This is a genomic window from Bradyrhizobium sp. HKCCYLRH3099 (assembly GCF_051167855.1).
Taxonomy (GTDB): domain Bacteria; phylum Pseudomonadota; class Alphaproteobacteria; order Rhizobiales; family Xanthobacteraceae; genus Bradyrhizobium.
Genome location: NZ_JBNPTW010000002.1, coordinates 285236 through 310872, shown reverse-complemented (window position 1 = coordinate 310872; position 25637 = coordinate 285236). Strand labels below are relative to the sequence as shown.

The following is a 25637-nucleotide window of genomic DNA, read 5'->3' as shown; positions in this document are numbered from 1 at the left end:
TGCGGCTCGGATCGTGTCAGGCGGCGCTCTTCGACGCGTCCATCGAGCCGTCGGGATAGATGAACAGCCCGGCATAGTCCTTCTGCATCGCGTGGATCATCACCGACGTGAACAGCGACAGCGCCGGCATCTTCGAGGCGATGAGCGGCATCGTCTCGGTCTGCAGGATCTTCTTGCGCTCTTCGAGAGTCGGCGCGCTGCGCTCCTTGTCGAGCGAGGCGTCGATCGCGGGATCCTCGATGCCGCAGATGCGATGCGACGTCGAATGGAAGTGCGTGCGCAGAATCAGATCAGGCTCCGGCGAACCGGTCGACCAGCCGCAGTCGACCATGTGGCCGGGGCCGCCGCCGGGACGGTGATACAGCCGCTCGTTCCACGCCGCAGGCTCCAGCACGGTCAGGCTGACATTGAAACCCTGCTCGTTGAGCATCGCAGTGAGGACCTCGCCGTACTCCTTGGTCTTCGGATAGAAGCCGACCGAGGTGATGTATTCGAGCGGTGGCAGCCCCTTGCCCTTGGGAAAGCCGGCCTCCGCGAGCAGCGCTTGGCACTTCGCAGGGTCGAACTTCGGATAGTTCGGCAGGTCGAAATAGCCGAACTTCACCGGCGAAATGAAGTTGGACGAGGCGTGCCCCGCGCTGCCGAGAACCTCGAGGATCATATCGCGATTGATGGCATGGCAGGCAGCCAGCCGGATGCGCGGATCGTTGAACGGCGGCTTCGAGCAGCGGAACCAGAGATACTTGTTCTCGACCGAGACGACGCGGTTGATGTGGATGGCGGGATTGGCCTTGACGGTATCGACCTGCTCGGGCTCGAGCCGCTCCACGATGGAGGCCTGGCCGTTCATCAGCGACAGCATGCGGGTCGTGGAATCGCCGACGAAGTTGAAGTTGATTCCGGCGATCGCCGGCTTGCCCTTGAAGTAGCTCTCGTTGGCCACCATGACGGTCGAGTTGCCGCGCTGCTCCACGAACTTGAACGGGCCCGTGCCGTTGAGGCGCTGCGACAGCACGCCGCCGGGGCCGGCAGCGATGTCCTTGGCCGACATCATCGGCAGGAACGCCGCGAGGAACATGAACAGATGAGCGGGATAGCCGCCCTTCGACGTGTCGACGATCACGGTGTAGTCGTCGGGCGTATCGATCTTCAGCGTTTCGGTCGGTCCGGGGTACCATTGCGCCGGACGGTCCGCGCGTGACCCATATTCGAAGGTTGCCTTGACGTCCTCGGCCTTGAAGGGCTTGCCGTCATGGAAGACGACACCCTCGCGCAGCTTGATCTGGAGCTTGTTGGGATCGAGCAGCTTGATGTCGGTCGCGAGTTCGTAGACGACCTCATCGGGCTTATCGAGCTTCATCGGCGTGCGCGTCAGGAAGCCCATGACGAAGCCCTCGATGTTCTTCTGCGAGAGCGTGGTGTGGGCCGTCGGGTCCCAATTGCCGGTGATGTTCTCCGCCGAGAGAAACGTCATCGTCTTTCCGGCCTGAGCGAACGCTTTTGAAATAACGAAATCCGGATTGATCTGCATGTAGCCCGCCGCAGCGGCGGCCGCGGCACCTTGCATGAAGTGACGGCGGCTAAATTCTGAAGGCATCGACATTCCCCTATCTTGCGGAACGAAACTCCAACCGGCCAAAACGGTCATGCAGAGGTCGTGCCAGCGCTGGAGTTACGCATTTTCAATAAGATAGGATATGCGCTCTATTGTGGGTTTTGACCGATTTGTGGGCGTATGGCGTCCAATCGGGCATGCTCCGCCCCTTTGGCAATCACCAGAGCCTCCGCAGACACGCCGAGGTGGCAGATCGAACGATGGTGCCTCGGACGGAGAGTGATCGCTCGTACCGTCGTCGCGATCGTCAGCCTGCAGATGGAGGGTGGCGCCACCAGGGAGTGGCGCCGGCGCTCATCCCGTCGTGATCATCGGGACGCACGAACGCGCTGCGAGCGCAGCTTGCCACTCAAGACGAGTGTCACCCTCGGCCCCCTCGTTCAGGATTCGTCGATCACGGCACGATGAGGATTGTGGAGCCCCGTTTCGTCTCCTCGCCCCATGCTGGTTGCGCCTGTATGGGTGGCGCGCCTTGCGGCGCGACGTCCATGTCAGCGTGAGGCATGGCCTGACCCGGATCAGCCGCCGGCGCTCAACGCCGACGCCTGCGGCGACATCACCATTCCCTGGGGAACACGCGGGACAGGACGGCCAGCGCGAATGGCCATCGGCGTGGCTCTTGCCGATCAGATGGCGAGCGGGCGAGCGAAGCCGCCCAATGCCTGCTCCACGAGCTGGGCGAACCGCAGCGTGGTGCGATCGCCGAGATACGGTCCGACCACCTGCACACCGGCAGGAACGCTCCCGACCCTGCGGCCCGTCGGAATGGCGGTGGCCGGCAGATTGGCGACCGTGACCAGACCGGGCCAGGCCAGATTGTCCATGTACGGAATCGTGCCGCCGTTCGCGGCGAGGCGCCGTGTGAATTGCGCGGCGAGATCGAGCCGTTCGATGTCATGCGGGAACGCCACCGTGGGCGTGATCGGGCATAGCAGCACGTCGTAGTCGGCAAAGAAGCTGCGCCATGCGCGATAGAGCTGATGCCGCGCTTCCGTGGCGGCGAAATGCTCCGGAAGCGACTGGCGCACCGCGTCGGCGACACGGCGCGCATAGCTGCCGCTCGCGGCCGTGTCACCAGCGGCGAGCAACTGCTCGCGCGCGGGCGGCGGCAACCCGGCGCCGATGATCCCGAACAGGGTTTGGATATAAACATCGTGGCTTGCGGCGGGATCGATCGGAGGCCGCGCCTGCCTGTTCACGTTGACGCCGAGGCGCGTGAGATCATCGACCAGCCCCTCGATCGCGGCCGCATAGGCATCCTCGAGCGGATAGGCGTCAGTCCAGACGGCCACCCGGAACGACCGGAGATCGTCGTGCCGCGCGGCCGGCAATTGCAGCCTGGCGCCGGTACCATCGATATCGGACCGGCCGCGGACCACGTCGAACAGCAATTCGAGATCGAACGCACTTCGTGCCAAGGGGCCCGCGACGCCCAGCTCTACAGAGGCGACGTGGCCGGGCGGCGGCGGAATGTGCCCTTCGGTGCTGACGAGACCGTGGCTCGGCTTGTGGCCATAGACGCCGCAGAAATGGGCGGGCACGCGGATCGAGCCGCCGATATCGCTGCCGAATTCGAGCGAGGTCAAACAGGCCGCGAGCGCCGCGGCGGAGCCGCCGGAGGAGCCGCCGACGGTCCGCTCACCATCGAACGGATTGCGCGTCAGGCCGAACAGCGTGTTGCAGGATTGGTGGTCGGCAGCTCCCGCCGGCAGGTTGGTCTTGCCGAAGATCACCGCACCGGCGGCGCGGATCTTTGCGACCGCGACCGCGTCCTCGCGCGGCCGATAGTCGCGTAGCTCCTCCAGGCCGCAGGTCGCAGCCATGCCCGCGACAGCGAAGGAATCCTTGATGGTCATCGGCAAACCATGCAGCGGATGAGCCTTCTCTCCTCGCGCCAGCCCTTCGTCGGCGGCGCGAGCCTGCCGGCGAGCGCCCTCTTCATCGAGCGCGACCACGGCATTGCAGGACGGGTTGACGCGCTTGATCCGATCAAGATGCAGCTCGAGCAATTCGAGGGCACTGATGCGGCGCGCGAGGAGCAACGCGCGCTGCTCGGTGGCGGTCAGGAAACAAGTCTCGTCAGCAGACATGCCAATCATCCCAATTGTCCGACGTTTCGGGCCAGTGGCGGAAGGTCAGGTGTGGTCGGCGCCCTCCGCCCGACGCCGAGAAGCTTGAGGCCGAAGCGGTCGCGCAGCGGCGGCCACAGGCCTCGCGGGGACCAGAGCATGACGATCACACCGACGGTGCCCAAGGCGACCAGATACCAGCCGGCGGAATAGCCGAGCTGGCCGGTGATCAGCTCACGCAGGCCGAAGAAGATCACTGTGCCGATGATCGGGCCTTCGAGCGTGCCGATACCGCCGATCATCACGATGAACATCATGTAGACGACCCAGTTCACGTCGAAGGCCGCGGCCGGCGAGACATAAAGGTTGCCGAGAAACGACACCGCCCCGGCAAGCCCGCAGCCGACCGCGGACAGCACGAAAACAATGAAGCGGTTGCGCTGGACGTCGACGCCGACACTCATGGCGGCCAGATCGTTGTCGCGCACGCTCATGAGACCGAGACCGAAGCCGGACCTCATCAGGAGGAAAAGGCCGCCGATCGTCCCCAGCGCCAGCGCGGCGGCAATCCAGAACAGCACCGGCTCGAACCAATCGAGGTCGAGCAGGCGGCTCGACTTCAGCGGCAGCCCTGCGGTCCCCCCGAGCCACATGGCTTTCATCACCAGCGCGGCGACAATCTCGGAGAAGACCCACATCGCGATCGAGAAATAGGCTTCACGCAGCCGGAACAGCGGCAGCGCGATGACGGAAGCGACGATGGCGCAGGCAAGCGGCGCGATCGGCAGAACCCAATACGGCGACAGACCGAGCGTGTCGGAGATCAGGAACAGTCCATAGGCCCCGATTCCGACAAACACCTGATGACCGAAGGAGACGAGACCGGCATAGCCCGCGAGCAGATTCCACATCTGCGCCATCGCCAGGATCAGGAGGCACTCGGTCACAAACCGCAGCGCGCCCTCGCCGAGAAGCCACGGCCCGGCCGCGAGCAGCGCGGCTATGACGGCAAAGCTGATCGCAATCGTCTTCATGGGATCAGACCCTGCTCGCCACCAGACCCGCAGGACGGATCAGGAGCATCACGAAGAAAAGCAGATGCGCATAGAGCAGGCCCGCATTCGGATCCCATTTCAGTCCGGCGAGTTGCGCCATCCCAAGCACGATCCCTCCGAGCAACGCGCCCCAGAACGAGCCGATGCCGCCGAGCACCACGACCTCGAAGGCAATCAGCAGACGCTCCACGCCTGAAAACGGCGTGAAGCTCGAGCGCACCGCCAGCAGCACCCCTCCGATCGCGCCAAGCGCCAGCGACAGGCCCATCACGTAGTTGTAGACCAGGTCCGGCTTGACGCCGAACAGGCGCACGATGTCGCGACGGTCGGCGGTCGCCCGGACGATACGGCCGAAGACCGTGCGCTTGAGCCCCCATTGCAGCACCAGGAACAACAACACCGCCGCGATCAGTGTCAGCAGCGGCATGACCCCGACGCTCAATCCGAACACGCTGATGCTGGCACGCGAAAGCGCGCCGAGCTGAAGGCTCCTGACGTCGGCACCGAACACCTCGACCATCAGGTTGCGCAACACGATGGAGACGCCGAAGGTCAGCAGCAGCGGTGGGAGCGGATCCGGCGCCCGAGCCACCCGATTCATGATCGCGGCCTGATAGAGGAAGCCGACGCCGAAGGCCGCCATGATGACCGGGATCAACACCAGCAGCGGGTGCACCTGGGGAAACAGGCCGACCAGCATGACGGCGAGATAGGCGGCCAGCACCATGAACTCGCCATGCGCGATGTTGACCAGCCGCATCACGCCAAAGACGAGCGCAAGTCCGATGCCGAGCAGGCCATAGAGACCGCCCAGCAGGGCTCCGTTCACCAGCGTCTCGATCCACGCCATGTCCCGCTCACATCCCGAAATAGGCTTGCGTCAATTCAGCGACGCTCACATCGCCGGCCCTCGCGGTCAGCGACACGCGTCCCTTCAACAGGCAGTAGATGCGATCGCTGGCGCTGCTCGCGCGCTTGACGTCCTGCTCGACCAGCACCAGCGCCGTTCCTTCCTTGCGGATGTCACCGAAGGCGCCATAGATCTGCTCGACCATCACCGGGGCGAGGCCGAGCGAGATCTCGTCGCAGAGCAGCAGGCGCGGGTTGCACATCAGTGCGCGGCCGATCGCGACCATCTGCTGTTGCCCACCCGAAAGCTGGCGCGGCAGATGGTTGCGCCGCTGCTCGAGGACCGGAAACAGGTCGAACACGCGCCGCAGCGTCCATGAGCCCGGGCGCCGGCTCACCTGCCCCATCAGGAGATTTTCCTCGACCGTCAAGGTATCGAACAGCATGCGCCCCTCGGGCACCATGCCGAGACCGAGACGCGCGATGTGCTCCGCCGGCATGTCCTGGATGTTGCGGCCGTCGAACCGAACCTCGCCCTGCCTGCTGTCGATCAGGCCGACGAGCGCGCGCAGGAACGTGGTCTTGCCGGCACCGTTGGCGCCGACGAGCGCAACCGCCTCGCGCTCGGCCACGGAAAACGCGAGCCCGAAGATCGCCTGAAGGTCGCCATGAAAGACATCGAGGCCTTCGACTTCAAGCAACGTCATCGGCCGTCAATCCCATGTAGATCTCCTTGACCGTGCGGCTTTCCATCACCTCGCGCGGCGGCCCCTCGAGGACCTTGCGGCCGAAATTCAGGACCAGGATACGATCGGCGACCGCCCGCAGGGCATGTGGAATATGCTCGATCCAGATCATGGCATGATCGGCCTTCACGCCCGCGATGATCTCGATCAGCCGCTCGACCTCGGGCTCGGTCAGACCCGCCGCGATCTCGTCGAGCAGGATCAAGCGCGGCCTCGAGGCGAGCGCCTTGGCGAATTCGAGACGCTTGCGGTCGATCAATGGAAGGGCGCCGGCGATGTGATCCGCCTTGCCGCCGAGCGATGTGCGGCGAAGGACGTCCATCGCCCAGTCGGTTGCCGCCATGCCATGCAGACCGCCGCCGTAAGTCGCCGCCACGAGAACGTTTTCAAAGACCGTCAAGTGCGGGAACGGCTGCGGAATCTGAAAGGCCCTGCCAATACCGAAGCGGACCCGCCGGTGAGCGGGAAGGCCGCTGATCTCCCGACCGTCCAGGCTGATTGAGCCGGCATCGGGCCTGATCAATCCAACAATCAGGTTCAACAGCGAGCTCTTCCCGGCGCCATTCGGTCCGATCACGCCTAGACATTCGCCAAGAGCGAGTTCGACATCGAGGTCATCGGCAACCCGGATGACCCCGAAATTCTTGCAGAGACCTGCAATGCGCAGCACTTCGACCATTGGATTGTCCGTCCGCGCCGATCCGCCGTGGCCGTTCAAACCAGCTTCGACAGCAGGGCGAGATCGGCCTGCTTCGGGATGAACGGAGCGGTGCCGTTGTGCACGATCAGAAGTTCGTAGGGCGACTTGCCACCCTTGCTCTTTCGCCACTGCCCGCCGGACAGCGAGGTCACCGCGACGTTCTTGATCGGGCTGTTCTTGAACTTGACCGGGCCGACCACCGTTTCGAGATCGAGGCCGGCAACGGCATCGCGCAGCGCATTCCTATCCTTCGGATCGCTGTTGCGAAGCGCCGCGAAGCCGACCTCCCACAAGGCGTGGGCATAGCCGATCGGCTGGGTCCATTGCCTTCCGGTCGCCTTCTCCCATTCGGCTGCGAGTTCGGCCGCGGACTGGCCGGTGAGGGAGGACTTGAACGGATAGGCCGGCGTCCACCAGACTTCCGTCGACATGCCGTCGCCGCGATCCCCGAGCGCGTTGACCGCGCTCGGGAACAGGAAGGCGGCCGCGACCGTGCAGATCTGTGGCTTGAAGCCGGCCTGCGCGGCCTGATTCCACAGCGTCACCCAATGATTGCCGTAGGTGAAGCCCGAAACGATCTCCGCGCCTGCATTCTTGAACGTCGAGACCTGATTGGAAAAATCGTCGGTCGCGATCTGGAAGCTTCCCGTCGAGATCTCTTGGAAGCCTGCTTGCTTGATGCCGGCTGGCAGGCCGAGTTGCTGATCCGAGAATGCGGTGCCAGCCGGATTGTCGATGTAGAGCGTTCCCACCTTCTTGTTGGTCTCGACCGACTGCCACATGCCCACGAAATTCTTGACGACGTCATCGGCGCCCCAGAAAAAATGGAACGTATAGGGAAAGCCCTTGTCCGGCGTCGATTTGCGCGGAAACATCCAGCCTTGCCAGGGCAGCATGGTCGAGATCGTCGGCACACCGCGCGCATCGGCCAATTCGCCGATCGGGATCTGCGCATCGCCGTCCTCGACCAGGATGAGGTCGCATTTCTCACGAAGCACGAGCTCGCTTGCGACGACCGCTGAGCGGTTGGGATCGGACTGATTGTCCTTGATCACGAATTCGACGGCGTAGGTCTTGCCACCGATCTTCAGGCCGTCCTTGACGAGATTTTTCATCCGCTCGTGGATCCAGGGGTCCGGCTCCGCAAAGGCGGCGCGCACACCCGACAGGCATCCGCACCAGCCGATCTTGATGGTGGTGGAGGCCGCCCCCGCGATATTGACCAGCGGCACGTTGCCCGCCGCAGCGAGGCCCGCCGTTCCCGCAGCCCTCAGCAGGCTCCGCCGGCTGATCTTCCCGCTCCCGACCTTCGCTGTGAACTTGCTGGTCCCGCTCACGACATCCCTCCTGCAAATCATCGGTTGATCGAACACCGGCCCATGGTCACGCGGCCGGCCGCGTCACCTCCCACCCCGGTTGCGAAGAACGCTTGCTTCGCGCGTCGCTTGGTCACGGTCGGGCCGCTCGATTGATGAGCCGTCGCCGGGCGACGTCAGCCCGATCGCCGTTCGACGGCAAAGCCGGCTCCGCCGGGTGTCGTTCTGCAACCGGTCGAGATGATCTGTCCTGCGACACAGCTTGCCTGCTCGGACGCGCAACGCTCGAAGGCTGACGGATGGAGATGCACATCCGTTGCTCATGCATTTGCCGGCTCGCGAACGCCTGGAGATGAGCGGGGCGAAGCATCTCCTTCTGCAATGGACAGTGACGGAGAACGATCCACGGCTTGCTCCAACACGCCTCCGGCTCATCGGCCTCGCCTGAACCAGAGCACGGCGGCCGTCGAGACGCTTGGCCCGCAGCGCCACCTTTTTGACTCAGGCCGCCAATTGTTGCTGTTCGGCCAGCCGCAATCGCGGCGGAAACGCTGGCCGCCAATCCAGCGCCAGCCTTCGTGCGACGACGTGCTTGCTTTCACCGGCATGCCGCAGCGCAGCAGGCGACCTAGCCCGCAACGAACGGACCGCGTGTTTCCTGGTTATCGTCGTGCCGCACAATCCAGTGCCCATCGACGTCAGAAAATCGTCATTGCCAGTAAAGGTCCTGGGAAGCCAAACTCCTCGCGGACAGACGAGGAAACTGCCGGCGCCGGCTTATTGGCAAGACCGCCTCGACGTGAAAGCTTTGCCCGTTGGAGAAACTGATGCTTAGACTCGCAAGCACCAGCGCCGTGACGCCAAAGGACGGCTTTGAACACTGGCACCAGGTGACTTGCCGCGACTATTCGCTGACAGAATGTCGCCGCCCGATCTCGGACCGCCACTTCTCGGCGCAGATCTCCACGCGGCAATTCGGCGATTTGGTTCTCAGTGAAACGTCGTCTTCGACGCCCGCGGACAATTTGATCCGTATCACGCGGGGAGCGGACGAAATCCGCAAGGACCCGCGCGATCATTTCACGACACTCCTCATCGTCCGAGGAGAGGCCGCCTTCGTACAAGACGACCGTGAAGCGCGAATGCGTCCTGGTGACCTGATCGTATATGACCAGTCCAAGCCGTTCGCCCTTCAGTTCGGTCAAGATTCGAGTTCGATCGTCCTGACGTGTCCGAGACCATTGCTAACCGCTCGTCTCCCGGAGATGCATCGCTTGACTGCCCGGCGGATCGACGGCCAATCCAGATTCGCGACGCTCGCCGGCTCGGTCGTGTGTCAGTTGCTCGGGCTTGAGAGTGTTGCGCGATACGACGTCATCCGCCGCTTGAGCATGTCGGCTGTGGACATTCTAGCTGCGACGCTCGAGGCCGAGCTGACTGACCTGGAGTCACTGGATCTCGAGCGCGGCCGACGCCTGGATCAAGTGAAACGCTTCATCGTCGACAACCTTCATGATTGCGAGCTCGATATCGATACCATCGCTGCGAAGCAGAACATGGCCACACGGACCCTCAATCGATTGTTTGCGGCCGAAGGGACAACTCCATCTCGTTGGCTCTGGCAGCAGCGTCTTGCGGCCAGCTACAATGCACTCGCCGAGGGGCGCGTCAGAAGCGTCACCGACGCCGCGATGAGCTTCGGCTTCAGCGACCTGTCCCATTTCAGCCGAGCTTTCAAAAAGGCTTTTGGTCGGTCCCCGCACAGCCTGCTGCGATGCCGGAGGACTCCGCGGTAGCCGCGCATCACGCGCCCCCAAAACCGGTTTCCGGAAGCGTCGTGAAGGAGATTGTCGCAACGACTCCGGTCGATCCGGCTCATGTCCTTGAAAGGCTTGGTGGGCGCACTAGGGCTCGAACCTAGGACCCGCTGATTAAGAGTCAGCTGCTCTACCAACTGAGCTATGCGCCCGGAGCTTGCGTCCGGAGAAAGCCTTCGCAAGAGCCGGTCGTTTAGCAAAGCGATTCCGGGATGTCCAGCGATCCCTGACGATTTTTCGGCGTTTTCGATGCAGAAAAACCGCCGGCCGGCGGCGGTTTTCCCCAATTGAAATTCCAAGCGACATCAGACGGATCGTTAGCCGATCGTCAGAGCCGCCCGGAGTCGCGGTCGTCGTCCGACCAGCCCATGCGGCCCGGGCCGAATGGATGCTCGCCGAAGCGCGGACCGTCGCCCTCGCCGCGCTCCATCCAGCGGTGGTGGCGCGGGCCGTCCGGTCCCATCATGCGGCCCATCGGGCGCGTCAGCATCGACAGCCGGCGCTTCTGGCCGTCATCGAGGGTCCTGTAGAGCGGGTCGGCGGCGTCGGCGATCTTCTTCATCGCATCGGCCGTCACAGCCATGGTGTCGGCCCGCTCGCGCAGCCGGGCTACGGGATCGACGTCCCTGTCCTGGGCGTCGTCGGCGGCCTTCATCCGCGCATTGGCGCGGTCGAAGCGCAGCTTGGCGAGATCGCGCACCGCGCTCTCGACCGGCGGCCACAGCTTCTCCTGGTCCGCGTTCAGTTTCAGGCCGGCATGGACCGCAGCGATTCGCGCATCGAGCATCGCAACGCGATCCTCCGGGTTCATGCGCGCGTGGTGCATGTGGTCGTGAAACCAGCCGCGCTGGGCGTAGACCGCGGTCGAACCGGCAATGGCGAGCACGGCGACAGCGGCAATCGTGAACCTTCTCATGCCAACCTCCTTGGAAAGCCGGGCCAGCATGAGCCTGCCGTGCCGGGCATTCAACTTACAGTTTGGACAGAGTGTACGACCTTACGAAGATGTAATTGCTTCAAATACCTCCCTGTTTTTGCAATTCGGTTTCAATTGATTGCTGCGCCTCAAAGCATTCCCAGCATCCGCGGCAACCACAGCGAGATTTCCGGCACGTAGGTGACGAGCGCGAGGAAGCCCAGCATCGTCAGCAGCCACGGCATCACGGCGATCGTGAGCTCGGTAATGCCCATCTTGGCGATCCCGGAGGCGACATAGAGGTTCAGCCCGACAGGCGGATGGCACATGCCGACCTCCATGTTGACCACCATCAGGATGCCGAGATGCACCGGATGGATACCGAGCTTGACCGCCACCGGAAACAGGATCGGCGCCATGATCAGCACGATCGAGGTCGCCTCCATGACGTTGCCCGCGAGCAGCAAGAGGATGTTCACGACGAGCAAGAACACGATCCAGTTGACGCCGGCCGCCGCCATCCAGTTGGCGATCTGCTGCGGGATGTTCTCGTTCGCCATCAGGAACGAGAACAGCACGGCGTTGGTGATGATGTAGAGGATCATCGCGCTCATGTTTGCGGAGCCGAGCAGCACCTTCGGCACGTCTTTCAGTGACATGTCGCGATACACGAACACGGCGATGACAAAGGCGTAAACGGCGCTGACGGCGGCGGCTTCGGTCGGCGTGAACTTACCGGTGTAGATGCCGCCGAGCACGATCACGATCAGCAACAGGCCCCAGATGCATTTGCGGAACGCGGTGAACCGCTCGGCCCAGCTCGCGCGCGGCAACCGCGGATAATCGTTCTTCCAGGCGCGGTAGAAGGTGGTGAAGCCGAGCAGGCTTGCGAGCATCAATCCCGGAATCACGCCGGCGATGAAGAGCTGGCCGACCGAGGCCGATGACACGCGATGACCGGCCGGATCGAGCGCGATGCTGCCGCCGGTCGCCACCGCATACACGACCATGACGATCGATGGCGGGATCAGGATTCCCAGCGCGCCCGACGTGGTGATCACGCCGGCGCCGAAGCGCTTTGGAAAGCCCTGCTTGACCATCGCCGGCAGCATGATCGAGCCGATCGCGATCACGGTCGCGGGCGACGAGCCGGACACCGCGGCGAACAGCGCGCAGGCCATCACGCCGGCAAGCCCGAGGCCGCCATACCAGTGCCCGACCATCGAGGTCGCGAAATTGATCATCCGTCGCGCGACGCCGCCATGGGTCAGGAAGTTGCCGGCGAGAATGAAGAACGGGATCGCCATGATCTCGAAATTGTCGATGCCCGTGAACAGCTTCAGCGCGACGGATTCCGTCGGCACGTTCGTCATGAAGAAGACGAATGAGAGCACGGTGAGGCCGAGCGCGATCGAGATCGGCATGCCCGTCAGCATCAGGAAGATGAGCAGGCTGAAGATCAGGAGGCTGCTCATCGCATGGCCTCCACGCCCGCGGCATCGACGCCCTCGACATAGGCGTGGTCATGATGCGGCAGCTCGTCGTGGCGGAGATAGTGCCAGGCGACCTGCAGGAAGCGGAAGCACATCAAATAGGAGCCGAGCGGGATGCAGAGATAGACCAGCCAGCTCGGGATCTCCATGTCCGGCGTCACCTGGTCGGTCATCGACAGGCCATAGACGAACTTGGCGCCCATCGTGCCGATGATCGCGGTGAACAGCGCCCCGCACAACAGGCCGAACAGGACGGTCACCTTGCGCAGCGACGGCCGAAGCATGTTCACCACGACGTCGACGCCGACATGGATGCCGGTGCGCACGCCATAGGCGGCGCCGAACTTGGCCATCCACACGAACATGTAGATGCAGAGCTCCTGCGCCCAGGACAGGTCGATCGGGAACAGGATCGGATAGAGGAAGGGCACGCCGACGAGATAGCGGTGCAGCACGGCCACGAAGATGATCGAGGTCGCCGCCGCGATCAGGAATGCGATCAGGATTTCCTCGAGCCGATCGAGGATGCGCAACAGGAAGCTCAAGTCCCCTACCCCCACAATCAGGTCATGCGCGGCGCTTGGATACGCCGTCTGTTGTTCTGCATCGCGACGATGCGCGGGCCACCCGCCCGCGCATCAAGCGTCTCATCCGTGTCAGTTGGTCGTGCCGCGGGTCTCCTTCAGGAATTCGTCGATCAGCGGCTGGCCGACGCGACCGGCGACGTCCTTGTAGACCGGCTGCATCGCCTTGCGCATCGCCTCGTCCTGCGCGGGCGAAAGCTTGACGAGCTCGGACTTGCCGGACTTGCGGATCTCCTCCAGCGCGTCGTCATTCTCCTTGGCCGACTGGCTGTTGCCATAGGCGGTGGCTTCCTTCATCGCCTTGTCGCAGGCGGCGCGGATATCCGGCGGCAGGCCGTCCCAGAACTTCTTGTTCACGACCACGACGTAGCCGATGTAGCCGTGATTGGTGAGCGTGATGTACTTCTGCACCTCGTGCATCTTCTGCGTATAGATGTTCGAGGGCGTGTTCTCCTGACCGTCGACGACGCCGGTCTGCAGCGCCTGGTAGACTTCGGAGAAGGCCATGACCTGCGGAATGGCGCCGAGCGTGCGGAACTGGGCGTCCAGCACCTTCGACGACTGGATGCGGAACTTCAGGCCCTTGTAGTCGGCGGGATCGACCAGCTTCTTGTTGGCGCTCATCTGCTTGAAGCCGTTGTCCCAGTAGGCCAGCCCAATCATCCCCTTCGGCTCGAGCAGCTTCAGCAGCTTGGCGCCGAGCGGGCCGTCGGTCACCTTCCGCAAGGTGGCGAGGTCCGGCAGAATGTAGGGCAGATCGAACACCTCGAATTCCTTGATGCCGATCGGGCCGAACTTCGAGTTCGACGGGGCCAGCATTTGCACGGCGCCGAGCTGCAGCGCCTCGAGCTCTTCCTTGTCCTTGTAAAGCTGCGAGTTCGGGTAGACTTCGACCTTGACCTTGCCGTCGGTGTACTTCTCGGCGAGTTCCTTGAACTTGTCGGCGGCGAGGCCCTTCGGCGTGTTCGAGGCCACGACGTGGCTGAACTTGATCACGATCGGATTGTCGGCGGCCAGCGCCGGGCCGGCCAGCGCGAGCACCGCGAGCGAGGTGGCGGTGGCGATCAGATGGCGGAGTTTGAGCTGCTGCAAAATGTCCTCCCGAAATTCGGGGGGCATTGCAATGACGCCCCCGCTTTGTATGCCAAGCATAGTGTTAGCGGCTGCGGGCCGGGAATGCCATTGACCGTTAGCAGCACGGGCGGGATTCGCGTGCTGCGGCGCAGCAGCGAGCGTCCACCTCCGCCATCATTCCGGGGCGCGAGCAAAGCGAGCGAGCCCGGAATCCATAACCACGATCGGGGGTATGGATTCCGGGCTCGCGCTCCGCGCGCCCCGGAATGACGGAGTGAAACAAGTCCAAGCGTTGTTGGTGTGACATCTCCCTCAATGTCGTTCCGGGGCGGCGCATCGCGCCGAACCCGGAACCTCGAAACTGTCGGAGCCGGTGCAAACCAAGCTCGGGATTCCGGGTTCAGCCGCTGTCGCGGCTGCCCCGGAATGACGACTCGTGATTCAGCTCGCAGCGGCCGCCGACGCGCCATGTCCCTGCGCGACGTCGCGCTGGCGCTTCATGACCAGCTTGTTCAGCGCGCCGAGATAGGCCTTGGCCGAGGCCACCAGCGTGTCCGGATCGGCGGCGCGGGCGGTCATCGAGCGGCCGTCCTGCGACAGCCGGACCGAGACCTCGGCCTGCGCGTCGGTGCCCTCGGTCACCGCATGGACCTGGTACAGCTCCAGCTTGGCCTCGTGCGGCACCAGCGACTTGATGCAGTTGAAGACCGCGTCGACCGGGCCGTTGCCCTCGCTCTCCTCGATCTTGGTCACGCCGTCGATGTCGAGCTTCATGGTGGCGCGCTGCGGGCCGCGGGTGCCGGCGATGACGGACAACGACAGCAGCTTGATGCGGTCATGGGCGCTCACCATGCCCTCGTCGATCAGCGCCTCGATGTCCTCGTCATAGATCTGCTTCTTGCGATCGGCCAAGGCCTTGAAGCGGACGAAGGCGTCCTCGACCTGGTTGCTCGACAGCTTGTGGCCCATCTCCTCCAGCTTGTGAATGAAGGCGTGGCGGCCGGAATGCTTGCCCATCACCAGCGAGGTCTGCTTCACGCCGACCGTCTCCGGCAGCATGATCTCGTAGGTCTGGGCGTTCTTCAGCATGCCGTCCTGGTGGATGCCGCTCTCATGCGCGAAGGCGTTACGGCCGACGATCGCCTTGTTGTACTGCACCGGGAACGAGGTCGCCGCCGACACCACCTTCGAGGCATGAGTCAGTTGCGTGGTGTCGATCTTGTTCCAGAACGGCAGCTTGTCGTTGCGCACGCGCATGGCCATCACGACCTCTTCCAGGGCCGCGTTGCCGGCGCGCTCGCCGATCCCGTTGATGGTGCATTCGATCTGGCGGGCGCCGGCGCGCACGCCGGCCATCGAGTTGGCGACCGCCATGCCCAGATCATTGTGGCAATGGACGGAGAACACCGCCTTGTCGGAGTTCGGCACCGTCTCGCGGACGCGCTTGAACAGGTCGTAATACTCTTCCGGCACGGCGTAACCGACGGTGTCCGGAATGTTGATCGTGGTGGCGCCGGCCTTGATCGCGGCCTCGACGCAGCGGCACAGGAAGTCGAACTCGGTGCGGGTGCCGTCCTCCGACGACCACTCGACGTCGTCGGTGTGGTTGCGCGCGCGCGTCACCGAGGAGACGACCAGCTCATAGACCTGCTGCGGATCCATCTGCAGCTTGTACTTCATGTGCACCGGCGAGGTGGACAGGAAGGTGTGGATGCGGCCGCGCTTAGCGGGGCGGATCGCCTCGGCGCAGCGGTCGATATCCTTGGCGCCGGCGCGCGACAGGCCGCAGATCACCGCGTTCTTCGACCGCTTGGCGATCTCGTTGACGGCCTCGAAATCGCCGTCCGACGCAATCGGAAAACCGGCCTCGATGATGTCGACGCCCATGTCGTCCAGCATCGCCGCGATGTTGAGCTTCTCCTCGAACGTCATGGTCGCGCCGGGGCACTGCTCGCCGTCGCGCAGGGTGGTATCGAAAATGACGACGCGGTCCTTGTCGGACTGAACGGTATTGGACATTGGCTATTCCTCGGAGTCTGAAGGTGGTGCGCTTGGTGCCAGTATCTCTGGAAACTTGATCTCTGGAAACTTGGGCGCTGAAGGGTGTTTCGGTGTCGAAGCAGCCCCCTGAGTGCCCAGGCGCATCCCGCCCAGCCGGCCCTCAGGGGCAGCTAAGAAGCAGAAGCTCAAGCGCGCCGGTCAGGCCGCGAGGCGGCAGCGAGGCGAGCGCGATCGACCGGGCGTCTGCCCCGGCGATGGCCTCGATCTCTGCGCTGCGAATCAGCATTGCCAAACCCTTTGCGAAGACACGAAAATGGTGCGGCAAAACCATTGATGGAGTGTTGCCGAGGTGCCTTCGACGGTGCTTTTACCGGGAATGAAACGGCCTCGCAACGCCGAATAAGGGTCAGGAGGGGTGACGTATTGGACCTTGCGGCCTCTGTCCCTTCCTCTCTCGCGCCAGGGCCCGCTTCCCTTGCGCAGGAGCCAGCCCGTGCCGCCGCCCGGTCCTCCGCCGTCATACCCCGCGAAAGCGGCGTATCCAGTACGCCGCGGCCTCTCGGCTGACTCACGACCGCCTATGGAATACTGGATCGTCCGCTTTCGCGGACGATGACAGCCGGGGTGGAGCACAGGTCCCTCCGCGTCATTGCGAGCGAAGCGAAGCAATCCAGAGTCACGCGCGCAGCCCTGGATTGCTTCGCTTCGCTCGCAATGACGGCGGTGTTTGACGCACAAGCGGGGCGCACCTCTGGCTTTCATCGACCGCTCCAACCCTCATCCGCACACACCTCTCCGCTCCCGCGACACCATCGTGCCCAGGCTGATCATCGGTATCGCCCCTCGCCAGTCGAGGGTGCAGGGAAGGCCGGGCGTCTGCCGACACCCGCGGCCCCCGTGCGGAAAGAATTGCACGGGGCAGGAACCACAGGATCGGCCAGGACATCCCGGCCTTCCCTGCGCAACGGCTTTACGGCTTACTTCGCGCTCTCCCTGGGGACCGGGCTTTCTTGCCCCCATCATCCGCACCGCTGCTGCGCGCAACGGCCCGAACTTGACCTCAGCATCGGGAGGCCAGGACCACGCGACTTCGCCGTCCGCAAGCCGCCGGTCGTCTGCCGGCGCCTCACGGCCATCGCTCCCCGCACTCCACGTATCGTGACGACGCGTACGCCCCTCTTCGATGAGGCGGGATGGCGCATCAAAGCATGATTTCTGAAAAAAGGAAAGAAGAATTTCGGCGAAGACGAAGCCTACGGATGTGATAGGGATGACACCATGACCAATCGCATCTTCGTCCACGGCGTGCCGGACACGCCCGCAATCTGGGGACCGCTGATCGCGGCGCTCGGCGAGACCGTTGCCCTGCCCTGCCTGCCCGGCTTCTGCGGCGAGGTGCCTGCCGGTTTCGCCTGCACCAAGGACGCCTACGCCGACTGGCTGGTTGCGCTGATCGAGGCACAGCATGCGGCGTTCGGGCCGCTCGATCTGGTGGGGCATGATTGGGGCGCGCTGCTGGTGCTGCGCGCGGCATCGCTGCGGCCCGAGCTGGTGCGGTCCTGGGCGGTCGCTGGCGGTGCACTCGATCCGGGCTATCGCGGCCATCGCATCGCGCGAATCTGGAACACGCCCGTGCTTGGCGAAATCTTCATGGCGGTGTCGAGGCAAGGCGCGATGGCGCGCATGTTCCGGCAGAGCGGACTGCCGGGGGAACTCGCCGTGCGCGAAGCCGCGGCGTGGCAGGCGCCGATGCGGCGGGCGATCCTCGCGCTGTATCGCTCCGCGGATGGGCTGCGCTTCGGCGGCGACTGGATCGCGCGGCTCGCGCAATTGCCGCGGCGCGGCCTCGTGATCTCGGGCACGCAGGATCCCTTCGTGCCGCTCGATACGCTCAGCCGTTTTGCGCAAGCGCACGCCGCGCGGCTGCATGTCGAGCAGGATGCAGGGCACTGGAGCATCGTCGAGCGGCCGCAGAGCATCGCAGCGGCGCTGCGGGCGCATTGGGCGTAATGAGCACCAGCTCCGTTGAAGACCACACGTAGACGCGGTTGACGCTCTGCTTTCGTTCACCCACAATCGCTGTGAAACTCGAGGCAGATCCATGACCGCTTTCACTGTCCACGTGTCGGAAGCGACGGCCGCGAAGCTCGATGAGCTGGCGGAGAAAATCCACCGACCCAGCTCTGATGTTGCTGCGCGCGCGATCGAGGAATTCGTCGAGCGAGAATACTGGCAACTTGCCGAGATCGAGGCGGGGCTAGCCGACGCTGAGCGCGGACACTTCGCCAGCGAGGCGGAAGTGACGCGACTGATTGCCAGATACTGACAGCCTGTTCGCATCATTCGACCAGATCATGGACGCTCCGGCTCATTCTCCTTCTCAAGAGCCTCCACCAGAGCGTTGCGCACAACGTCCGCAATTTCCTGCTCATATCCGAGCTGAGGGCTATAGACAAAAACGTGACCGACGATTTGGACGCGTTTGGCTAAATCCCAAATGCGCACCGACAGCCGATGGCGTCCATCCTTGAGGACGACCGTGTTGCCGATCAGCACGATGTCGACATGCGAGTCGCGCCATAGCGCGAACGGCGGCACGTTGTCTGGGTAGCCGGGCACATCCGTCGGCGCCTTGGGCGCATCCACGACCCGCAGGGACGGAACAGACTGAAATCGACGGCGAAGCTCCGCCGTAATCCCGATCGCATCGTCTGATGCCTCCGGCGTCATCGCATGCAGCTCAGGCACCGCGATCACGCGTTCGCCCTCAGCGCGGGCCGGTCGCCCAAGGACCGTGAGCAGAACGGCGACGGCCAAGGTGGCGACGACGAGAATATCAACCCGAAGACGTCGAAGCATAGGAGCCTGCATGATCGTTTGGTGCTCCCTGCCAGCGACGCCGTCGCAAAGCGCCGCTTTTGAGGCGCACCCCAAGCGTCACACAATCTTTGTTGGATCGTGGTTTTCTGGTACCATGTCCCGCGTCATTCGTGGGGGAATGCGAGATGTTGCGTATCGGGACCAGCCTCGGGTTTGCGGCTGCGCTGTTGCCGGCTTGGCTGCTCACCGCCAACGCGATGGCGGAGGATGCGCAGTCCCGCTTCCCCACAACCGACTGGACGACCGCCGCCCCCGAGGACGAGGGAATGGATTCGGCGGCGGTGGAGCGGCTGGTCGGTTTCGGCGCGCGCGTGCGGCTCGACAGCCTGACGCTGGTGCGCCACGGCCGGATCGTTCTCGACACCTATTACGCGCCCTATCGCGCGGACCTCCCGCATGCGGTCAACTCAACCACCAAGGCGGTCACCGGCTCGCTGATCGCGATCATGCTCAAGGACGGCGTGCTCGACAGCCTCGATCATCCGGTCGTGGATTTCTTCCGGGATCGCGAGATCGCCAATCTCGATGCGCGCAAACAGGCGATCACCGTCCGTCATCTCCTCAACATGACCTCCGGTCTGGATTGGGACGAAGGTCTCGGCAGCGGGGCGGAACAATCGCTGCAGGAACTGCGACGCGCGCCCGACTGGGTGAAATACATCCTGGACAAGCCGATGGCGCAAGCGCCCGGCGAGAGCTTCTACTATAACAGCGGCAACTCGCATCTGCTGTCAGCGATCATCACCAAGCTGACCGGCAAGACCGCGCAGGACTACGCCCAAGAAAAACTGTTCAGGCCGCTCGGCATCAAGCCGCCGATTTGGACGCGCGATCCGCAAGGACTGTCGACGGGAGGCTTCGGGCTGTTGCTGAAGCCGCGCGACATGGCGAGGTTCGGCTATCTGTATCTGCGCGGCGGCCGGTGGGGCGAGCAGCAGCTGCTGCCGCCCGACTGGATCGAGGCGGTCAATCACGCCGAGGTCGACATGCAGACGAAATTCGAGCCCGGGCTGCGCTATGCGAACCAGTTCTGGTCGCTGCCCGAGCAGCAGGTGTTCATGTCGGTCGGCTATCATTGCCAGATCATCATGATGCTGCCGCGGTCCGACATCGTCGCAGTGATGACGGCTCGGGACTTCTGCCCGATGAAGCAGCTCGCTCTTGACATCGTCGGAGCGGTGAAATCCGACGCGGCCCTGGCGCCGGCGCCGGATTCGTTCGCGCAACTTCAGAAGGCCGTGCGGGATGCGGCCGTTGAGAAGCCCGGCACTGTGGCGGTGGCGCCTGCCCAAGCCGCCGTCGTATCAGCGCGGACCTACAGTTTCGCGGAGAGCCCGCTCAGGTTCAAGACGATCACACTGCATCTCGACGATGCGCCTCCACATGTGAGCTGGGACATCTATGACCAGGCATCGCCGAACGGTGTGCTGCGCCTGGACAACCCGATCGGACTCGATGGCCTCTACCGCACCAACGCCCCCAAGACGCTCGTGGTGCCGTTCTCCTATCGGGCCATGAAGGGAGCCTGGACGGACGACCACACCTTCGTGGTCGATCTGCAGTATCTCGCACAAGGCGTGGAGTCGAAGTGGACGCTGTCCTTCGGCGACGACCGGTTGGCGATTACGGCCAAGGCGAGAGACGGCCGCGACATCACGATCACCAGCGGCAAGCGGGATTAGTCCGAAGGCGGCGTCTCTGAGCTGCATGGCTGGCGCCGCCTCCGCCATGCCGCGCGGCTAGATTTGGAACCATTCTAATAGCGCTCTACGTGCTCCAAGCCGCGGATGCGATCTCACGTCGTTTTCTCAGCCGACCCATCTCGTGTATGTCTGCCCTCCCGCCGCGGCTCACGGCTGGCGGTAGGGAATCGTTTTTCGATTGCGGTGGCATAATGTTGAGATTGCTGGAGCGCCTGGGGCTGCGTTTCGAGGATGCCGTGGAGGAACGGCGCTTCGTGGACCATTTCGTCCATGGCAACATCGCCTGGACCCAGATCGCGATGCTGCTCGGCGCCTTCACCTTTGCCGGCTACACGCTCTGGGACTTCGTGCTCTACCCCGAGATCGTGCCGACGACGCTCAAGATCCGCGGCGGCACCGCGCTGTTCGTGCTGCTGCCGCTGACGGCGCTGCTGTCGACGCCGGCGCGCAAATGGGCCGAGCCCATTCAACTCGTCTTTTGCGTCATTCCCGGCTGCGTGCTGCCGACGATCTACTGGGTGCTGCCCTCCGGCTTCACCTACTCCGCCGCCGGCATGATCATCGTCATCCTGTTCGTCTCGACCATGCTGCCGCTGCGCACCGGGTCCCATGCGATCTTCTGCGCGACGAGCTGGGGTGCGCTGGCGGTGGCCGAAAGCCTCGCGCCGGAGCCGCTGCCGCCGGGCCTGCGCTTCATCGATCATTCGCTGGTCGGCAATGCCTGCCTGCTGTCGCTCTATGCGGTCGGCGCGCGCGAGGTTCAGGCCCGCAAGCAGTTCCGCACCGCCGAGGCGCTGCAGCGCGAGAAGGAACGCTCCGAAGCCTCGCTGCGCGACCTGCATGCGACGCAGGCGCATCTCGTGCAGGCGGAGAAGCTCGCCTCGCTCGGCCAGCTCGTCGCCGGCGTCGGCCACGAGGTCTCGACGCCGCTCGGGCTGGCGCTGACGACGTCGACGGCAATGGAGGACGACGTCGAGGCGATCGCGCGCATGCTCGGCGGCGGCCCGGTGCGCCGCTCGGATTTGACGCGCGGCGTCGAGCGGCTGCAGCACGGCCTGCAATTGACGACGCAGAGCCTGCACCGCGCCTCCGAGATGGTGCACAGCTTCAAGCAGGTCGCCGTCGACCAGGCCAACGAAACGCGGCAAAGCTTCGAACTGCAGAGCTGGCTGAGCGATCACCTCGCCAAGCTGCGCCCGCTGCTGGCGCGTCAGGGCCTCACGGTCGCCCTCTCCTGCCCCGATGGCATCATGCTCACCAGCTATCCCGGCGCGCTTGGTCAGGTCATCAGCATCCTCGCCTTCAATGCGGCCACGCACGCCTATCCCGGCGAGATGAGCGGCGTATTTACGGTCGAGGTCGCGCAGCCGCTGGACCGCTCGGTCTGCATCACATGCGCCGATGAGGGCGTCGGCATGCCCGATCACGTGCGCGGCCGGGTGTTCGATCCGTTCTTCACGACGCGCCGCGAGAAGGGCAATGCCGGCCTCGGCCTGCACATCGCCTTCAACCTCGTCGTCTCCACGCTCGGCGGCCGCATCGAGCTCGACAGCGAGGTGCAGCAGGGCACGCGCATCGCGCTCGAGATTCCGCTCGTCGGCCCGAACAAGCCGGCCGAGCTGGAGCTCGCGGCGGCGCAGTAGACGCGCGGCGGCCTTTGCGACGTTCATCGTTCGCAACCCGGATCGGCATGCGACATGACCGAGCGCTCGGGTGTGACGGCTGCTCGGCCATGACCGAGTAGTTCCAGGACCACAACGACAACAGAGGCAGCGGCTGAGCTGAGTGCTGCGACCAGCCGACACGGTGGCGGCGCATGACGTCGTCTGGAACGGCCGCAACGCCGGCCCGTTAGCTCCAGATACACGCAGAGAAAGGGTTTCATCATGAAGACAACGACCACGCTCGCTCTCGCCGCCGCCTTCGCGCTGACGAGTTCACTCGCCCTCGCTCAGAGCAGCAGCGGCGCCGGCGCCAACACCGGCACCGGAGGATCCGGCACTGCGACCAGCCCCGGCATGGGGCAGCCGCATGACAGCGGCACTACCGGCAGCAATATGGGCCGCGGCGCAACTGGCACCGACACCTCCGCAACAGGCGGTCGCAGCGGCAGCGCGACCGGCATGAGCGACGGGACGGGCAAAGGCACCACCGGCACGATGAGCCCGCATTCGGGCACGATGGCTCCGAAGCGCTGAGATCGCGCGCTTAGTTCCGAAAAATGAAACGCACGGCGCTCCCTCCGCAGAGCGGATGGAGCGCTGTCGTTTGCGCAGAGACCGCGCAGTTTGCACGGTCATGCGGCGCGCGATGATCACGCGGCGTACGATGCCGCAAAGACGCCGCGCGGGGCGCAAGTTCGATTCAATTCCAACAACGAAACACCCGATGACTTAGAAGGATTCAAGCACCCGCGCCGTGTTCTTTGCCGCATCGCATTGCTAGACCTCACGTCAGGCGACCGTCACCTCGACCGCCGCGACGTTGGAAGTGCAGTGAACGATGACAGACGACAATAGCCGGCGCGAGGTTTTCACCCGGACCGGTATGTATGGCGCGATTGCGCTCGTGAGTGCCCTGACCGCAGACCTCGGCTGCTCCTCTCCCGCAAATGCACAGGTCACGCTGCCGCCGGTGACGGTCGACGCGCCGGCAGCGAAGCGCAAGCCTGCGGTCGCCGCCGGACCGGCGCAGCGCCAAGCGCGCGTCGCGCAGCAGAGACGCAGCGTGCAGCCGCCGCCGACGCCGACGCGCGCGGAGCGCGTCGCAGCGGAGGCCGTGGTGCTCAACGCCGCCAAACTCAATTACCGCGCGATGCCGAGCGCGACGACCCTGCGCACCGGCGCCTCGCCGCTGGACACCGCGCAATCCGTCAACGTCGTGCCGTCGCAGGTGCTGAAGGACCAGTTGCCGCGCAACATCGACGATGCGCTCGCCAATATCAGCGGCGTCACCCAGGCCAACACACTGGCAGGAACGCAGGATGCGGTGATGCGCCGCGGCTTCGGCGACAATCGCGACGGCTCGATCATGCGCAACGGCCTGCCGCTGGTGCAGAGCCGCAGCCTCAACGCGGCGGTGGACAGCGTCGAGGTGCTCAAGGGCCCGGCGTCGCTGCTGTACGGCATCATGGATCCCGGCGGCATCGTCAACACCATCAGCAAGCGCCCGGAGTTGTATCAGCACGGCTCGGTGACGCTGCTCGGCTCGGCCTATGCCAACAACAGGACAGGCGCCGACGGCATGCTCGACGTGACCGGCCCGATCGGAGATGGCGGCCTCGCCTATCGCTTCATCGGCTATGGTGTCAGCGAAGACTATTGGCGCAATTTCGGCCGGCATCGCGAGATGCTGGTGGCGCCGTCGCTGGCCTGGTACGGCGACACGACGACCGTGCAGCTCAACTACGAGCACCGCGAGTTCATCACCCCGTTCGATCGCGGCACCGCCTTCATCAACGGCGCGCCGCTCGCGATCCCGGCGACGCGGCGGCTCGACGAGCCCTATAACAACACGTGGGGGCAGTCCGACCTGGTGCAGGCCTCGGTCGAGCAGAAGCTCAACGAGGACTGGAAGCTCACCGCCGCCTACAGCTACAACACCGAGAGCTCCAGCTCCAACCAGCTGCGCATCACCGCGATCGATGCCAAGGGCAACGAGACCCGCAGCAATGACGGCACCTGGGGCGCGCTGAGCCGGGTCAGCTACGGCACGTCCTATGTTCAAGGCGCGTTCTGGGTCGGCGGCCTGCGCAACGAGGTGCTGTTCGGCGGCGACGCGCAATATCGCACGATCTATCGCCAGGACCTGATCCGCCAGACCGTGCCGAAATCGATCTCGTTCAACGTCTACAATCCGGTCTATGGCCTGCTGCAGCCGGGCACGACGATCTCGGCCAGCGACAGCGAGCAGACCGACAAGCTCGGGCAGTATTCGCTGTTCCTGCAGGACACGCTGCACGTCACCGACAAGCTCTCCTTCGTCGGCGGCGTCCGCTACATGGACTACGAGCAGCTCGCCGGCCGCGGCCGGCCGTTCAAGGCCAACACCGACGTCGCCGCCGACACCGTGCTGCCGCTCGGCGGCGCCATTCTCAAGCTGAACGAGCAGGTCTCGCTGTACGCCAGCTACACCAAGAGCCTGAAGCCGAACTCGACGATCGCGCCGCTGACCGGCGGCGTGGTGCTCGGCTCCAACATCGCGCCCGAGCAGGGCACGGCGTGGGAGACCGGCTTCAAGTTCGACCTCGACAAGCGGCTGTCCGGCACCGTCGCATTCTACGACATCGACAAGCAGAACGTGCTGGTGTCGCAGACCAATGCCAGCAACGTCGTCGAATACACCACCGCGGGCAAGGTGCGCTCGCGCGGCGCCGAGGTCGACGTCACCGGCAAGATCGCCGAGCATTGGACCATGATCGGCAGCTACGGCTACACCGATGCCCGGGTGACCGACGACCCGGTCTATCGCGGCAACCGGCTGCAGAACGTCGCGCTCAACACCGCTTCGCTCTATCTCGTCTACGATTTCGGCACCGCCCTGCCCGGCCAGCTCAGACTCGGCGGCGGCGCACGCTATGTCGGCGACCGCGCCGGCGATGCCGCCAACAGTTTCGTGCTGCCGTCCTACGTCGTCGCCGACATGTTCGCGAGCTACGAGACCAAGCACCAGAACCTGCCGGTGATCTACCAGCTCAACGTCAAGAACCTGTTCGACAACGTCTATTACCCGTCGGCGGTGAGCGCGCTGAATGTCGCGGTCGGCGACGCGAGGCGGGTGTCGCTGTCGGCGACGGTGAAGTTCTAGCCGGAGACTCCGT

The 25637-nt window shown here is 64.4% G+C and carries 21 protein-coding genes and 1 tRNA gene; 7 read left to right on the top strand and 15 right to left on the bottom strand.

The features are described from left to right. Positions 1–16: 16 nt before the first annotated feature. The 7 genes from ACQR1Y_RS06670 to ACQR1Y_RS06640 form a co-directional block, all read right to left on the bottom strand. Complete coding sequence (locus ACQR1Y_RS06670) at positions 17–1597, bottom strand: ABC transporter substrate-binding protein (protein ID WP_434876553.1); 1581 nt, start codon at positions 1595–1597, stop codon at positions 17–19. A gap of 644 nt (positions 1598–2241) precedes the next feature. Next, on the bottom strand, positions 2242–3705 hold the full coding sequence (locus ACQR1Y_RS06665; RefSeq protein ID WP_434861393.1) for an amidase: 1464 nt from the start codon (positions 3703–3705) through the stop codon (positions 2242–2244). Positions 3706–3710: 5 nt separating this feature from the next. Then, positions 3711–4718 (bottom strand): branched-chain amino acid ABC transporter permease, encoded by a 1008-nt coding sequence (locus ACQR1Y_RS06660; protein ID WP_434876554.1) that lies wholly within the window; start codon positions 4716–4718, stop codon positions 3711–3713. A 4-nt stretch (positions 4719–4722) separates the two neighbouring features. Then, a complete protein-coding gene (locus tag ACQR1Y_RS06655) occupies positions 4723–5589 on the bottom strand; it encodes a branched-chain amino acid ABC transporter permease (protein WP_434876555.1) in 867 nt (288 codons plus the stop codon). 7 nt (positions 5590–5596) lie between these two features. Further along, the gene (locus tag ACQR1Y_RS06650) at positions 5597–6295 is read right to left on the bottom strand and encodes an ABC transporter ATP-binding protein (RefSeq protein WP_434876556.1); all 699 of its coding nucleotides are present in this window, start codon (positions 6293–6295) and stop codon (positions 5597–5599) included. Further along, entirely contained in the window at positions 6282–7013 is a 732-nt protein-coding gene (locus ACQR1Y_RS06645; protein WP_434861389.1) for an ABC transporter ATP-binding protein, read from the bottom strand. Before ACQR1Y_RS06645 ends, ACQR1Y_RS06650 begins: the two co-directional genes overlap by 14 nt. Before the next feature lie 35 nt (positions 7014–7048). Next, on the bottom strand, positions 7049–8371 hold the full coding sequence (locus tag ACQR1Y_RS06640; protein WP_434861388.1) for an ABC transporter substrate-binding protein: 1323 nt from the start codon (positions 8369–8371) through the stop codon (positions 7049–7051). Positions 8372–9177: 806 nt separating this feature from the next. Between ACQR1Y_RS06640 and ACQR1Y_RS06635 the strand changes: the two genes are divergently transcribed. Continuing rightward, positions 9178–10146: a helix-turn-helix domain-containing protein gene (locus ACQR1Y_RS06635; protein ID WP_434861387.1), complete on the top strand. Its 969-nt coding sequence runs from the start codon at positions 9178–9180 to the stop codon at positions 10144–10146. 97 nt (positions 10147–10243) lie between these two features. Here the strand turns inward: ACQR1Y_RS06635 and ACQR1Y_RS06630 are convergent. The 7 genes from ACQR1Y_RS06630 to ACQR1Y_RS06600 all read right to left on the bottom strand — a co-directional run bounded on the left by ACQR1Y_RS06630 (position 10244) and on the right by ACQR1Y_RS06600 (position 16521). After that, positions 10244–10319 (bottom strand) — tRNA-Lys (locus tag ACQR1Y_RS06630). A 176-nt stretch (positions 10320–10495) separates the two neighbouring features. Further along, positions 10496–11083: a Spy/CpxP family protein refolding chaperone gene (locus tag ACQR1Y_RS06625; protein ID WP_434876557.1), complete on the bottom strand. Its 588-nt coding sequence runs from the start codon at positions 11081–11083 to the stop codon at positions 10496–10498. A 149-nt stretch (positions 11084–11232) separates the two neighbouring features. Continuing rightward, on the bottom strand, positions 11233–12558 hold the full coding sequence (locus ACQR1Y_RS06620) for a TRAP transporter large permease (RefSeq protein ID WP_434861385.1): 1326 nt from the start codon (positions 12556–12558) through the stop codon (positions 11233–11235). Then, complete coding sequence (locus ACQR1Y_RS06615; RefSeq protein WP_434876558.1) at positions 12555–13121, bottom strand: TRAP transporter small permease; 567 nt, start codon at positions 13119–13121, stop codon at positions 12555–12557. The genes ACQR1Y_RS06620 and ACQR1Y_RS06615 overlap by 4 nt, the downstream gene beginning before the upstream one ends. A 111-nt stretch (positions 13122–13232) precedes the next feature. Then, positions 13233–14252 (bottom strand): TRAP transporter substrate-binding protein, encoded by a 1020-nt coding sequence (locus ACQR1Y_RS06610; protein ID WP_434876559.1) that lies wholly within the window; start codon positions 14250–14252, stop codon positions 13233–13235. A gap of 423 nt (positions 14253–14675) precedes the next feature. Then, positions 14676–16253 carry a 2-isopropylmalate synthase gene (locus ACQR1Y_RS06605; protein WP_434861382.1) on the bottom strand — a complete coding sequence of 526 codons (1578 nt, stop codon included), beginning with the start codon at positions 16251–16253 and terminating at the stop codon, positions 14676–14678. Between the two features lie 142 nt (positions 16254–16395). Further along, entirely contained in the window at positions 16396–16521 is a 126-nt protein-coding gene (locus ACQR1Y_RS06600) for a hypothetical protein (protein WP_434861381.1), read from the bottom strand. Between the two features lie 992 nt (positions 16522–17513). On the opposite strand from ACQR1Y_RS06600, the gene ACQR1Y_RS06595 reads away from it, so the two are divergent. Continuing rightward, the gene (locus tag ACQR1Y_RS06595; RefSeq protein ID WP_434876560.1) at positions 17514–18245 is read left to right on the top strand and encodes an alpha/beta fold hydrolase; all 732 of its coding nucleotides are present in this window, start codon (positions 17514–17516) and stop codon (positions 18243–18245) included. 91 nt (positions 18246–18336) lie between these two features. Further along, positions 18337–18561 (top strand): CopG family ribbon-helix-helix protein, encoded by a 225-nt coding sequence (locus ACQR1Y_RS06590; protein WP_434876561.1) that lies wholly within the window; start codon positions 18337–18339, stop codon positions 18559–18561. A 26-nt stretch (positions 18562–18587) separates the two neighbouring features. Here ACQR1Y_RS06590 and ACQR1Y_RS06585 read toward each other — a convergent pair whose 3' ends face one another. Continuing rightward, the gene (locus ACQR1Y_RS06585; protein ID WP_434876562.1) at positions 18588–19094 is read right to left on the bottom strand and encodes a hypothetical protein; all 507 of its coding nucleotides are present in this window, start codon (positions 19092–19094) and stop codon (positions 18588–18590) included. Between the two features lie 146 nt (positions 19095–19240). Between ACQR1Y_RS06585 and ACQR1Y_RS06580 the strand changes: the two genes are divergently transcribed. From ACQR1Y_RS06580 to ACQR1Y_RS06565, 4 genes are all read left to right on the top strand, one after another. Then, complete coding sequence (locus ACQR1Y_RS06580; RefSeq protein WP_434876563.1) at positions 19241–20797, top strand: serine hydrolase domain-containing protein; 1557 nt, start codon at positions 19241–19243, stop codon at positions 20795–20797. Positions 20798–21009: 212 nt separating this feature from the next. Next, positions 21010–22461, top strand: coding sequence for a sensor histidine kinase (locus ACQR1Y_RS06575; protein WP_434876564.1), 1452 nt, complete (start codon positions 21010–21012; stop codon positions 22459–22461). A gap of 243 nt (positions 22462–22704) precedes the next feature. After that, a complete protein-coding gene (locus ACQR1Y_RS06570; RefSeq protein WP_434861375.1) occupies positions 22705–23016 on the top strand; it encodes a hypothetical protein in 312 nt (103 codons plus the stop codon). A 304-nt stretch (positions 23017–23320) separates the two neighbouring features. Then, entirely contained in the window at positions 23321–25624 is a 2304-nt protein-coding gene (locus ACQR1Y_RS06565; protein ID WP_434876565.1) for a TonB-dependent siderophore receptor, read from the top strand. Positions 25625–25637 lie beyond the last annotated feature (13 nt).